The organism is Pseudomonas sp. MCal1 (assembly GCF_026341415.1).
In the GTDB taxonomy this organism is placed as follows: Bacteria; Pseudomonadota; Gammaproteobacteria; order Pseudomonadales; family Pseudomonadaceae; genus Aquipseudomonas.
In genome coordinates this window covers 282,444-295,789 of sequence record NZ_JAKUMP010000001.1, presented here as the reverse complement: position 1 = coordinate 295,789, position 13,346 = coordinate 282,444, and the positions used below count along the sequence as shown (strand labels likewise).

The following is a 13,346-nucleotide window of genomic DNA, read 5'->3' as shown; positions in this document are numbered from 1 at the left end:
TACTCGACGGGTTGATCGGGAGCTTCATTCACTAGACGGTTTTCCGGCCCCGCGACCGAACCGCTGAAACACTTTTCTTTCCAGTTTGGCCGCGCAGTGTCCGAGGGCAGCCTTGATTTCCTTCTCGACCATGCGTGTGGAGATGCCGAAACGCTGGGAGATTTCCAGGTGCGGCGCTTCTTCCAGGCGTGCGGCGATGAAGATTCGGCGCCGCCGCGCGGGCAGCTCGTAGAGGGCGCTGAGCAGGGACTGGATTTCCTTCTGGCCGCCGACCACGCGCATCGGGTCCAGCGCTTCGTCGCTGACTTGCAGCAGTTCTTCGACTTCGCTGCCGGTGAGCAATCGCGCATCGGCCTGGCGGCGGTCGGCGGCGATGTTCAGGGCCATGCGATAGAGGTAGGCGTTGGGCCGCAGCAGGTTCGGCGGCGCTTCCATGCGGTCGACCCGCAGGTAGGTTTCGTGCAGCACGTCGTTGGCCAGGTCCTCCGAGCCGAGACGGCGTCGCAGGCGCACCCGAAAGTCCTCGTAGGACGTCAGGAACAGCTGGACCATCGAACTTTGTCCGGCGTCTTTCATCCCCCGGAAACTCCTTCCCATTGTGTGCATTCCATGCGCTTTCCTGACGATTCGGGTAACAACAGCAAGGTGACTGGCTGGCGCAATGCGCCGGGTGTGGGCCGGTCGATCTTGAGCGTGTGAAAACTGTCTACCAGCGCGGCATCGCGCCGAACATCGCCGGTGGTGGTGACCAACCGGTTGTGCTGCACCACGCCGTCGCGGCCGATCCACAGCTGCAACACCGCGCGAAAACTGCCGGGCCGGGTCAGTGGCGAACGGCACAGGTTGCGTTCAATCGCGGCCTGCACCGCCGTGGCGTAACTGCGGTTGACGGCTGCGCTGGCGGGGGTGGGTTTCTCCGCCGGCATTGGCACTTCCTCGACTTGCGCAACCTGCAAGGTGAACGCGTCGTCGCGGCTGTACTTGGCCATCAAGCCGCTGCCGCCGAGCATCCGGCGCAACGCTTCGGCAGCGGTGAATTCGCCATCCACCGCCAGGGAGCGGCGACCGCGACTCAACTGGCTGTCGACCAGCACCGCCATGCCGGTGGCGCGGCTGAACTGATCGAGGGCGCGGGACAGTTCCTGGGCCGGGATGTGCAACGTCATGCGCATCGTCGCCGGCACCGGGTCGGCACTGGCACGGCTCAGAAACAAGCCAAGCAGCAGCCCCAGACAGAGCTGGCGCATGAGCGCTGAGCGCGCAAATTCGTCCCTGGCACGGCCTCGCTGCACGGCTGATGCACCCCTGAAAACCGTCATCCTGAGGGCTGTTTATGAATCTGGTGTGACGGCCACTGCAAAAAAACCATCACGGGATCGACGCCGCCGTTGCACTAGACTCTTGAGCCAGAGCGGCCCCTTCGGGCCGGCCAGGAGGCAGGCATGAAAACAGTCTGGAAAGTCGCCCTCGGCGGATTGTTGCTGACGGTGTTTAGCGCTGCACAAGCGGAGGAGCCGCTGGGCTGCGTCGAGGTGACGGTGGGTGGCTACAAGGCGCCGAATTACGACTGCCTTAGCCAGCAGATGGGCAACAACCCTGACGGCGCGGCGGCTGCGCAGAAGAATCAGGAAGCGATGAATGTGCCGGTCAACAAGCGCCCGCCGAATCAGGTGGGACTGGCGACGCCAGCGGCCACCAGTACGCGGATGGGCAATACGTTTGGCACGTCGGTGAAACCGCAGCGCCCGCCGAACTAGCTTTGATCGTTCCCACGCTCCCGCGTGGGAATGCAGCCCGTGACGCTCCGCGTCACTGGACGCGGAGCGTCCCCAGAGGCATTCCCACGCGGAGCATGGGAACGATCAAAACCACAGCCACCGAACCAGCTTTCACCTGATCATTCCCACGCTCCTGCGTGGGAATGCAGCCCGTGACGCTCTGCGTCACTGGACGCGGAGCGTCCCCAGAGGCATTCCCACGCGGAGCATGGGAACGATCAGCGTGTAGGGGGCGCAGCGATGGATGGCTTGTGATCAATCGCTGGGAATCTGACGGAAGCTCACCGCCAACCGATTCCAGCTGTTGATGGTGCTGACGGCCATGGTCAGGTCCACCAGTTCGGTCTCGTTGAACTGTTCCCGCGCCCGCTGGTAAACGTCGTCAGGCACCCGGCTATCGGCCAGCAGCGTGACAGCCTCGGTCCAGGCCAGCGCCGCACGCTCGCGCAGGTTGAAGAAGCCGCTGTCGCGCCAGACCGCAATGGCGTAAAGCCGTCGATCCGTCTCCCCTGCCCGCCGTGCTTCCACGGAGTGCATGTCGGTGCAGAAGGCGCAGCCGTTGAGCTGCGAGGCGCGGATCTTGATCAGGTGCAGCAACGGCGGTTCGATGCTCAGGCTGCTGGTCAGCGCTTCCAGGGCAATCATCGCTTTCATGGCTTTGGGTGAAGCGCTGTAGTAATCCAGACGCGGGGACATGGTCGGGCCTCGGGCAGCAGAAGAGTGATTTCACGGTAAATGCTGGTTGAGCAACGTTACAGCCCCAATTGCACGAAAAAACGGCAGGCCACTGATCCAGGCAAAACACGAAATCTGTGGGAGCGAGCTTGCTCGCGATGGGGGCATTACATTCAACATTGATGTCAACTGACACACTGCTTTCGCGAGAAAGCTCGCTCACACAGGGTTTTGCGCCAATTTGGGGGATTTGCACTACGCAACTTCTGCCGATACCGCATTCGGGGGTAATCTGGCCGACACTTCAGTCGCCCCCGGGAGCCCCGTCGGTATGGAACTTCATGTCGTGATCAACGGCCGCAAGGATCTGGCCGGTCAGTTGTACCAGCAACTGCGCGGCGCCATTGAGTCCGGGCGTCTGGCCGCCGGCACGCAACTGCCGCCGAGCCGTTTGCTCGCCGAGCAATTGGGGATCTCGCGCAAGACCATTTCCGACACTTACGCGCAGCTGACTTACGAGAATTTCCTCACTGGCGTCATCGGCAAAGGCACTTACGTCAACGCCCGCTCGACGCCGGTGCAGCGCAAGCAAAGCCATTCCGAGCTGGCCAGTTCCGAGGTGATCGAGAGCTGGCGCAATCTGCCGGTGTTCCTGCGCCATCCGACGCTTGAGGGTTCGCTGCGTTATGACTTCATCGGCGGCGCCACCAGCAAGGGCCAGTTTCCCCAGGATGACTGGCGCCGCTGCGTCTCTCATGCCCTGCGGCAGATGGCCAATTCCAAGGGTTTCTACAGCGTGCCGGAAGGCCTGCCGGCGCTGCGCAATGCGATTGCCCGGCACATCGCGTTTTCCCGTGGCGTGAACTGTCAGGACGAAGACATCGTGGTGTGCAACGGCGCACAACAGGCGCTGGATCTGATCACCCGCGTGTTGATTCGCCCCGGCAGTCTGGTGGTGATGGAAGATCCCGGCTATCCGCCGGCGCGGCTGCTGTTCGGCACTCACGGGGCGACGGTGGTCGGCGTGCCGGTGGATGCCGAAGGCATTCAGGTTGAACGGATTCCCGAGGGCACGCGGTTGATCTACGTGACGCCATCGCACCAGTTCCCGCTGGGCATGCCGATGAGCCAGGCGCGGCGCGAAGCCCTGCTCGAACGGGCCTATGAACTCGGCGCGATCATCATCGAGGACGACTATGACAGCGAGTTCCGCTACGAGGGCCGGCCCACCGACTCGCTACACAACCTCGATCAGCGCGGTATCGTTGCCTACGTCGGCACCTTCTCGAAAACCCTGTTGCCGGAGCTGCGCCTCGGCTACGCCATCCTGCCGCCGGCGATTCTCGAAGCGGTGATCCGCGCCAAGCAACTCACCGATTTGCATGCCTCCACCCTGCCCCAATGGGCGCTGGCCAAGTTCATCGCCGAAGGCTGTCTGCTCAAGCACATCCGCCGCTGCCACACGATTTATGCCCAGCGCCGTGAACGGATTCTCGCGCGCATGGCCACTGACCTGTCGCCGTGGCTGGAGGCCGTGCCGCCCAGTGCGGGGTTTCACATGGCGGTGTTCTGCAAGGTGCCGATCGACTTGCCGCTGGTGATCGAACTGGCGAAAAAGGTCGAAGTCGGGCTGTACGCCATCAATGGCTTCTATCACCAGCAACCGGCAAAAAACGGGATGTACTTCGGCTTCGGTGCTATCGAAACGCTGGACATCGACATCGCGCTCGACCGCCTGCGCGACATTCTGCAACAGGTTGTTGGTTAGATTGGACTAAATGATTAACCGCCGATTGGTTATTGGTGATCCGGCGGCGCAGGCCTATTCTGCACAAGCGTTATCCCTCAATGAGCAGGATTCGTCCGGCCTGATTCAGGAGTGTGAGCAATGTCCAACGAAGTGATCAACACCGTACAGGTGCAGGCTGCCGCCGGCCGATCGGAGGAGCTGGGCAAGCAGTTGCAGAAGATCGTCGAAACCCTGCGCGAAACGCCGGGCTGCGACTCCTACCTGGTCGACCGCTGCCCCGAGGACAGCCACCGCTGGACGGTCAGCGCCCGCTGGCAGTCGGAAGCGGCAATGCAGGCGCATTTCAATCGCCCGGAAGCCCAGGGCTTCATCGACCTGATCGACAGTCGTCTGGCCAATAGCGTGGATTTCAACAGTTTCCCTATCGTCTGATCCGACGCCTTCGTCGGAACGCCGCCCGGAGCAAGCCCGCTCCCACAGGGTTTCGTGCAGTTCACTAATAATATGAACGACACAGAACACTGTGGGAGCGAGCTTGCTCGCGAAGGCGTATTCGAAAGCGCTGACATCCCCCAGATTGGTCACCCGAACTTCCCGAATATTGGCGGTGTGAATGGCCCGGATCGGGGACTACTGTGAAAGCCGACTCCCCCACTTCACTGGTGACCCGCCATGAAACTCCTGCACATTTTCGCCGCCGCTCTCGCCCTGTCTGTTTCTGCCGCCGCCATGGCCCACGACGCCTCCGAGAAAATCTCGGTCCTCCAGGACCAAATGCTGAAAAACGTCCCCGGCAAAAAAGCCATGATGATCGAAGTCGATTACAAACCCGGCCAGTCCTCCATCGCCCACAAACACGACGGCACGGCGATGGCCTATGTGCTCGAAGGCGAAGTGACTTCTCAGGTCAAGGGCGAACAACCGATCACCTACAAGAAGGGCCAGTACTGGTACGAGCCGGCCGGTTCCGAACATCTGGTGTCGAAAAACGCCAGCAAAACCAAACCTGCCAAGTTGCTGGTGTTCATGGTGTTGTCGCCAGACGAGCAAGTGCTGATCCCATTGAAAAACTGATGGTTGTTCAAGCAGCCATAAATAAAAGGCGCAAATGATTGATTTGCGCCTTTTTTATTACCCGCGGCAATTAATCAAGAACGCTTACAGCCAATGAAACTATTGCATGACAGTCATTCAGCAAATTGTCAGGTTGTTTTCAGTTTGGCGGGAGTAGTCTGAGGCAACTGTCGCCGGTTGCATTTAATCAACCCCGACATCTCTGACTTTCCGACTGAAGTTGCTTCACGGGAGACTCACCATGAAACTTGCCTTTGCCAGTACCTTGGCGATATCGGTTTTAGCGTTGTCAGCCTGTTCTGTTCCTACCGCCCCGAAAGCGGTTTCCTCCCTCGATACCCTGTTCACCCAACCGGTGGGTCGCAGCAGCGCCACCCAGGTCAAAAGCGGCCCCGGTGTCTCGCTGGGCGTCGTCTACAGCCCGAGCACCCAGACCAACCGCGAATACCTGCGCGACTACCAGGCCAACGCCGGCACCGGTTTTGGCCAGAGTCTGCTGGTGCAGCCGATTCATGACGCCTACGTCGCCACGTCAAAACCGGACATGGCGGTGGATTGGGTGAAAGCCTCGCTGCAACGCCAGTTCGGCTCGGTCACGGTGTACCCGGACATGCAGAGCCTGCGTGCGGCGAATCCGGATGTGGTAGCGATCGTCGATACTCACAGCCAGTTGATTACTTCACGCAGTTCGGACATCAAGGCCGATGTGAGTGCGGATTTCTATGACGGCAAGTTCAACTATATCGGGACGGCGAAAGGCTCCGAGGCGAGAGAGTTAACGCCGATCTGGGCGGACTTCAAGCGTTCGGAGGAGATTGTTGCGGATATTAATCAGCAACAGGAAGTTCAGGTTCGGGCGTTGCAGAAGTTTGACCAGTCGCTCAGTAATTTGCTGACCAGACCGGCAGATAAAGTGTCGATGCTTGATAACAAACAAACACATAACTTGCAGTGAAAAACAGGGCCTAATCGACTTGCCAGCGATGAGGCCGGATCAAACAACACAAATCCAGCCGCCATGAAAAAGCCCCGGCATCTCTCGATGCCGGGGCTTTTTCATTCAACAGTTACTCAAGCAAGCTCAAGCTCCGCAGTCGCCGCAGCAGGCACGACCGCCTGACCGCTCAGCGCCACGTCGTTCAGCTCACGGTTGGCCACCGCGTACATGGCGTAATCGGTGCCGCTGGCGGCACGGATTTCCACCAGCATGGCGCGCCAGCGTTCGATCATGGCGTCGTTCTGCTTCATCCACAGTGCCAGACGGGTTTCCACGTCCGAATCACCGCCGCCGGCTTGCAGAACGGCGATGGTGATCGCGCGTTGCTGCCAGTCGACGTCGTCGCGGAACGCTTCGCGGGCCAGGGCTTGCCAGTTGTTTTCAACGGGCAAGGCGCTGATCTGCGAAATGTACCAGGTGATGTCCAGCGCGCTGCCCACGGCGAAGTACGCCTTCGCCACTTCGGCTGGATCCTGACCGGTCACGTCGGCCGCTTCGATGATCGGCAGCAGCGTGTAGAGGTGGGTAGTCCCCGCCACCATACGCGCCAGCAGCTCCGGAACACCGGCAGCCACGTAAGCCTGATAACGCTCTTGCCAGTTCTCACGGATTTCGCCGCTCAGCAGCTCGTCCAGCTTCAGGCCCAGCTCTTTCAGGTGCGGACCGAAATGCGCGACGTCACGGGCAGCGTTCTGCTCGTTGCGGCGGGCACGCAGGAACCAGCGCGTAGCGCGGCGGCCCAGGCGCATCAGCTCGTCCATCAGCTCCAGTTGCACGTCAGCGGAGACCTGATAGTCCAGCGCTTCGATCTGACGGAACCAGTGCGGGAGGTGGAAGATGTCGCGCACGATCACGTAAGCGCCCGCCACGTTCGCCGGGGTCATGCCGGTGGACTCTTTGAGTCGCTGAACGAAGGTGATGCCCATGTGGTTGACCAGATCGTTGGCGATCTGGGTGCTGACGATCTCGCGCTTCAGGCGGTGACGACGCATGGCTTCGGAGAACTTGCTGACCAGGGTCGGCGGGAACGCCGTTTCCATGTCGCGGGTCAGGTAGTCGTCGTCCGGCACCAGGGAGCCCAGCAGCTGCTCCTTGAGGTCGATTTTGCTGTACGAGATCAGTACCGACAGTTCAGGGCGGGTCAGACCTTGGCCTTCGGCAACGCGTTCGGCCAGTTGCTCTTCGGTCGGCAGGAACTCGATGGCGCGATCCAGCTTGCCACGGGCTTCCAGGTCGCCCATCAGACGTTTGTACTCGGCGATGCGTGCGTAGGCACGACGGGCCGCCAGGGACAGGGCCTGAGTCTGCTTGTAGTTGTTGCCCAGCACCAGACCACCGACTTCGTCGGTCATGCTCGCCAGCAACTGGTTGCGTTGCTTGTCGGTCATGTCGCCGGCCTGAACCACTTCGTTCAGCAGGATCTTGATGTTGACTTCATGGTCGGAGCAGTCCACGCCACCGGCGTTGTCGATGAAGTCGGTGTTGGAACCGCCGCCATTGAGACCGAACTCCACACGACCCAGTTGGGTCATGCCGAGGTTACCGCCCTCGCCCACCACTTTGCAGCGCAGTTCGTTGCCGTTCACGCGCAGCGCATCGTTGGCCTTGTCGCCGACATCGGCGTGGCTTTCGGTGCTGGCTTTCACGTAAGTACCGATACCGCCGTTCCACAGCAGATCCACCGGCGCCTTGAGCAAGGCGTTCAGCAGCTCGGTCGGGGTCAGCTTGTCGGCCTGGATGTCGAAGCGCTCTTTCATCTGTGGCGAGATGGCGATGCTCTTCGCGCTGCGCGAGAAGATGCCGCCGCCTTCGGACATGATGCTGGTGTCGTAGTCGGACCAGGCCGAACGCGGCAGGTCGAACATGCGCTTGCGCTCGACGAAGCTGGTGGCCGGGTTCGGGTTCGGGTCGATGAAGATGTGCATGTGGTTGAACGCAGCAACCAGTTGCAACTTGTCGGACATCAACAGGCCGTTACCGAATACGTCGCCGGCCATGTCACCCACGCCGACCACAGTGATGCTGTCTTCCTGGACATTGATGCCGCGTTCGCGGAAGTGACGCTGAACGCCAACCCACGCGCCCTTGGCGGTGATGCCCATTTTCTTGTGGTCGTAACCGGCCGAACCACCGGACGCGAACGCGTCACCCAGCCAGAAGCCGTAGTCGATGGCGATGCCGTTGGCGATGTCGGAGAAAGTTGCAGTGCCCTTGTCCGCCGCGACCACCAGGTACGGGTCATCGTCGTCATGACGCACGACGTTGACTGGCGGTACCAGTTTGCCGTCCTTCAGGTTGTCGGTGATGTCCAACAGGCCCGAGATGAAAATGCGGTAGCAGGCGATGCCCTCGGCCGCGATCTCGTCACGGCTGCCGCCCAGTGGCAGGCGACGCGGCAGGAAGCCGCCCTTCGCGCCCACCGGCACGATGACCGAGTTCTTCACTTGCTGGGCTTTTACCAGGCCGAGGACTTCGGTACGGAAGTCTTCTTCACGGTCGGACCAGCGCAAGCCGCCGCGAGCAACGTTGCCGAAACGCAGGTGCACGCCTTCGACGCGTGGCGAGTAAACGAAGATTTCGAACTTCGGAACCGGTTTCGGCAGTTCAGGGATCAAGTGCGGGTTGAACTTGAAGCTGAAGTACGACTTGTTCTGGCCGTTGGCGTCGGTCTGGTAGAAGTTGGTGCGCAGGGTCGCTTTGATCAGGTCAAGGTAACGACGCAGGATGCGGTCTTCGTTGAGGACTTGAACGTCGTCCAGCGCGGTCAGGATGGCCTGTTCCAGACGCTGTTGCTTGTCGTCCAGATCATCGCTGCCCAGCTTGCGGGCCAGATAGAAACGGGTCTTGAACAACCGGGTCAGTTCGCGAGCGATGTCGGTGTGGTTGTTCAGGGTGCTGGCGATGTAGCCGAGGTCGAAGCCCAGGCGGATCTGCTTCAGGTAGCGGGCGTAGGCACGCAGCAGCGCAACGTCGCGCCATGGCAGGCCGGCGGTCAGCACCAGACGGTTGAACGCATCGTTCTCGGCATCGCCACGGACGATGTGGACGAAGGCGTCCTGCAGGGTGTCGTTGAGTTGCTGGATGTCCAGGTCCAGACCTTCGGCAGCGGTGAACGCGAAGTCGTGGATCCAGAACTCGCGGCCGTTGTTGTGGCGCAGGCGATACGGGAATTCACCGAGCACGCGCAGGCCGAGGTTTTCCAGAATCGGCAGCACGTCGGACAGTGCCAGCGGAGTATCGGCGTGATACAGCTTGCAGTGCAGCTCACGTGGGCCGGAGGCCAGCGGCTGGTAGAAGCTCATCGCCAGTGGCTTTTTCTCGCTCAGGTTCAGCAGGTGCTGCATGTCGACCACGGCCGAGTGCGCAGCGAAACGCTCGCGGTAGCCAGCCGGGAAGCCTTTCGGGAAATCGGCCAGCACGTTGGTGCCGTTGGCTTCGCCGAAGGTTTCGACGGTCAGGGCGGCGTAGTCGTCCTGCCAGCTGCGGCAGGCCTGGATCACTTCGTTTTCCAGTTGCAGCGGGTCGATGTCGATGCGGTTTCTCGGGTCGACGCGCAAGATCAGTTGCACGCGGGCCAGCACGGACTCGGAGAAGAACGTCCAGAATTCGCAGTCGGAGGCTTTCAGACGCTCCATCAGCACTTGCTGGATCTTCTGGCGGACTTCGGTGGAGTAGATGTCGCGCGGCACGTAGGCCAGGCAGTAGCAGAAACGGCCGTACGGGTCTTTGCGCAGGAACACGCGGATCTTGTTGCGCTCCTGAATCTGCACGATCGACATCACGGTGCTGAACAGTTCGTCGACCGGGGTCTGGAACAGGTCGTCACGCGGCAGCACTTCCAGAACCTGTGCCAGTTCCTTGCCCAGGTGAGCCTTGGCCTGGAAGCCGGAGCGACGCTCGATCTCTTCGACCTTGCGGCGGATGAACGGGATGACACGCACGCTTTCGCCATACACCGACGAGGTGTACAGGCCCATGAAGCGGTGTTCCTTGATGACTTTGCCGTTGGCGTCGATTTCACGGATCGACACGTAGTCCGGGTAGGCCGGACGGTGTACGCGGCTCGGATGCGCGGCTTTGGCGAACGACAGCAGCGTCGGTTCACGCAGGTAGGCAACGGCGTAGTCTTCGATGTGGCGGTCTTCGTTGGTCAGACCGGTGCGCAGCATCTTGGTCAGGCCGAGGAAGGAGTTCTGGTCGTATTCGATGTGGCCGCCATCGGCCTGATCGACAACAGTGAATTCTTCGTAGCCGAGGAAGGTGAAGTGGTTGCCCACCAGCCATTCCAGAAAGCTTTTGATTTCGTTCTTTTCGTCGGCATCGACGGCGAATGCGCTGTTATCGAGCTTGGTGAGGATTTCCTGCACCTTGGCCTTCATCGGCTCGAAATCGGCGACCGCGACGCGGACTTCACCCAGGACCTGTTCCAGCTCCTTGGACAGCACATTCAATTCGGCCGCATTGGCGCAGCGGTCGATTTCCAGGTACATCAGCGACTCGTGCAGCACGCCTTCGCCGGTGGTGCCTTTTGGCAGGATTTCCAGCAATTCGCCCTTGTCGTTGCGACGCACGCTCAGCACGGTGGTCTGCAGGGTGTGGATGCTGTAGCCGCGACGGTTCAGCTCGGTACGCACCGAGTCCACCAGGAACGGCAAGTCATGGTGCAGCACTTCGACCGCGGTATGGGTCGACTGCCAGCCGTGACGTTCGTAATCGGGGTTGTAGACGCGCACTTGCGGTTGCGCGTGATCGAAGCGCTCAAGCAGGCGCCACGCAGAAAGAGTACAGCCAGCGAGGTCGGAGAGGCGACGTTGGGTCAGCTCGTCCAGGGAAATGATGCCGAAGAATTGTTCAGCGAACAGCGCCACTTGTGGCAGTGCCTGTTCACTGATGTGCTGCGCCAGTGCCGCTTGCAGTTGGTGCTGGAAGTCGGCTTTGCTGGCTGCGGTGAAGAACGCCATCTGTGGTACTCCGCTTGGGCTTGTTATTGATGGAAAGCGTCGCGTACAAAACCCCTTTCGGGGCGTTCCGTCGCCCTGTTCCTGAATCTCGGGCAGAGGAAACAGGGTGACAGGTGGGTGAAGCTGGACGAGACACTCAGGTCACATTCACCTTCCATGAATGAGCATCTGCAAAAACGACTGCCTGGCGCCGCTCGCGGGGCCATGGCAATGCCTTTACGGGTGCTCATCCGTTGCGCAGCTTAATGGGTGCGACAATGTGTCTGCTTGCGGTGCTGCGACATATTCGGTCATTGGCACGTAAACCAAGGCCTGCGCATCGGTAAACACTAGCATTCATGGGGCAGAGCGCCGGTCTGAATGCCCGTTTTTACGGTACAGGCGTGCCCGGAATGACCATTGACCTGTGTCGCGTTCACGACACATCCTCTGACACTCTCACATGCAGAAATTCCCGAGGGCTGGCAGAATCGCGCCCAATTGCGACCGACAAGCCCGCCGAGACAGGAATTCCCCCATGCAAATGACCACCGCCCTTTTGATCGTCAACCCGTGCGACGACGAAGAAGACAACATGGCCATGCTCTGCTGCCACAGCGATAAGGGCGAAATGTTCCTGATGAGCCGCTACCCGGACGAGGAAGAACTGGAGATCACGCTGGATGGCGAGCCGTCGACCCTCGACGGGGTCAAGGCCACCCTGAGCAAGACCCAGTTGAAGATCGAAATCGCGGCCGCGGATGCCGATGCGTTGAATGGCGATGATGTGCTTGAAATCACCTTCAACCCGGACATGGTGGACTTGGCTGAAGTCGAGGAAACCCTGAAGAACATTCTTGAGGGTACTGGCACCTTTATCAGCCAGATTTGAGGGTGTCTGCACTGGCCCCTTCGCGAGCAAGCTCGCTCCCACAGTGACCGCGCTCTGCCAGGAGAATATGGTCCATTGTGGGAGCGGGCTTGCCCGCGAAAGGGCCCTCGACAACACCGCACATCCCCCGCCCTACAAATTTCCAACAATTGACCCGGTCATTTCCCGCACTTTGCGCAAAATGCCGTTAGTCGCCACCCCCTGCGATGGATTAAAGTAACGCCCCCAGCCCCGGCGTTATCCGAACGCCTGTGGCCACCCTTTCCAGGAACAGTCATCGATGGAACATCGTGAAGCGCTACTGGCGCTGCGAACCTTTCTTTCAACGCAGATTCTCGGCCAGGAAAAACTCATCGAGCGCTTGCTCATCGCCCTGCTCGCCGACGGCCACATGCTGGTCGAGGGCGCTCCGGGTCTGGCCAAGACCAAAGCGATCAAAGAGCTTGCCGAGGGCATCGAAGCCCAGTTCCATCGGATTCAGTTCACCCCCGACCTGCTGCCCGCCGACATCACCGGCACCGAAATCTACCGCCCGGAAACCGGCAGCTTTGTGTTCCAGCAAGGCCCGATCTTCCACAACCTGGTGCTGGCGGACGAAATCAACCGAGCCCCGGCCAAGGTGCAATCGGCGCTGCTCGAAGCCATGGCCGAACGCCAGGTCAGCGTCGGGCGCAGCACTTACGAGCTGTCGCCCCTGTTTCTGGTGATGGCCACGCAGAACCCGATCGAGCAGGAAGGCACCTATCCGCTGCCCGAAGCCCAGCTCGACCGGTTCCTGATGCACGTGAAAATCGGTTTCCCGGACGCTGCCGTCGAACGCCGGATTCTGCAACAGGCCCGGGGCGAAGCCCTGAACGGTGAAACCAAGCCCGAGCGCCGGGTCAGCCAGCAGGCGATCTTCGCCGCGCGCAAGGAAATTCTCGGTCTGTACATGGCGGACGCCGTGGAGGAATACCTAGTGCAACTGGTCATGGCCACGCGCAACCCGGCCAAATTCGATCCGGAAATGGCCGAGTGGATCGCCTACGGCGCCAGCCCGCGCGGCTCCATCGCCCTCGACCGCTGCGCTCGCGCCCATGCCTGGCTGGCCGGACGCGACTTCGTCAGCCCGGAAGACATCCAGGCCGTGCTGTTCGACGTATTGCGTCACCGCATCATTCTGTCGTTCGAGGCCGAAGCCGCAGGCATCGACCAGGATCGGGTGGTGCAACGGATTCTCGACGTCGTAGCCGTCGCTTGA

11 protein-coding genes are annotated in these 13,346 nt (G+C 60.8%); 7 read left to right on the top strand and 4 right to left on the bottom strand.

What is annotated here, in order from left to right; genetic code table 11:
* Window positions 1-24: 24 nt before the first annotated feature.
* Window positions 25-576 (bottom strand): RNA polymerase sigma factor, encoded by a 552-nt coding sequence (locus tag MKZ87_RS01360; RefSeq protein WP_011334580.1) that lies wholly within the window; start codon window positions 574-576, stop codon window positions 25-27.
* Window positions 573-1,247: an STN domain-containing protein gene (locus MKZ87_RS01355; RefSeq protein ID WP_266200102.1), complete on the bottom strand. Its 675-nt coding sequence runs from the start codon at window positions 1,245-1,247 to the stop codon at window positions 573-575. Before MKZ87_RS01355 ends, MKZ87_RS01360 begins: the two co-directional genes overlap by 4 nt.
* A 195-nt stretch (window positions 1,248-1,442) precedes the next feature.
* Here MKZ87_RS01355 and MKZ87_RS01350 point away from each other — a divergent pair, with 195 nt between their 5' ends.
* Complete coding sequence (locus MKZ87_RS01350) at window positions 1,443-1,757, top strand: hypothetical protein (RefSeq protein WP_266200101.1); 315 nt, start codon at window positions 1,443-1,445, stop codon at window positions 1,755-1,757.
* 276 nt (window positions 1,758-2,033) lie between these two features.
* Here MKZ87_RS01350 and MKZ87_RS01345 read toward each other — a convergent pair whose 3' ends face one another.
* Window positions 2,034-2,474, bottom strand: coding sequence for a carboxymuconolactone decarboxylase family protein (locus MKZ87_RS01345; protein WP_266200100.1), 441 nt, complete (start codon window positions 2,472-2,474; stop codon window positions 2,034-2,036).
* 310 nt (window positions 2,475-2,784) lie between these two features.
* On the opposite strand from MKZ87_RS01345, the gene MKZ87_RS01340 reads away from it, so the two are divergent.
* From MKZ87_RS01340 to MKZ87_RS01325, 4 genes are all read left to right on the top strand, one after another.
* Window positions 2,785-4,221 carry a PLP-dependent aminotransferase family protein gene (locus MKZ87_RS01340; RefSeq protein WP_266200099.1) on the top strand — a complete coding sequence of 479 codons (1,437 nt, stop codon included), beginning with the start codon at window positions 2,785-2,787 and terminating at the stop codon, window positions 4,219-4,221.
* 120 nt (window positions 4,222-4,341) lie between these two features.
* Entirely contained in the window at window positions 4,342-4,635 is a 294-nt protein-coding gene (locus tag MKZ87_RS01335; protein WP_085698335.1) for a putative quinol monooxygenase, read from the top strand.
* Between the two features lie 240 nt (window positions 4,636-4,875).
* A complete protein-coding gene (locus tag MKZ87_RS01330; RefSeq protein WP_234205509.1) occupies window positions 4,876-5,277 on the top strand; it encodes a cupin domain-containing protein in 402 nt (133 codons plus the stop codon).
* A 241-nt stretch (window positions 5,278-5,518) separates the two neighbouring features.
* Complete coding sequence (locus tag MKZ87_RS01325) at window positions 5,519-6,232, top strand: ATPase (protein WP_266200098.1); 714 nt, start codon at window positions 5,519-5,521, stop codon at window positions 6,230-6,232.
* 116 nt (window positions 6,233-6,348) lie between these two features.
* Here the strand turns inward: MKZ87_RS01325 and MKZ87_RS01320 are convergent, their stop codons facing one another.
* Window positions 6,349-11,235: an NAD-glutamate dehydrogenase gene (locus MKZ87_RS01320; RefSeq protein WP_266200097.1), complete on the bottom strand. Its 4,887-nt coding sequence runs from the start codon at window positions 11,233-11,235 to the stop codon at window positions 6,349-6,351.
* 517 nt (window positions 11,236-11,752) lie between these two features.
* On the opposite strand from MKZ87_RS01320, the gene MKZ87_RS01315 reads away from it, so the two are divergent.
* The gene (locus MKZ87_RS01315; RefSeq protein WP_266200096.1) at window positions 11,753-12,106 is read left to right on the top strand and encodes a hypothetical protein; all 354 of its coding nucleotides are present in this window, start codon (window positions 11,753-11,755) and stop codon (window positions 12,104-12,106) included.
* Window positions 12,107-12,386: 280 nt separating this feature from the next.
* Complete coding sequence (locus MKZ87_RS01310; protein ID WP_007913915.1) at window positions 12,387-13,346, top strand: AAA family ATPase; 960 nt, start codon at window positions 12,387-12,389, stop codon at window positions 13,344-13,346.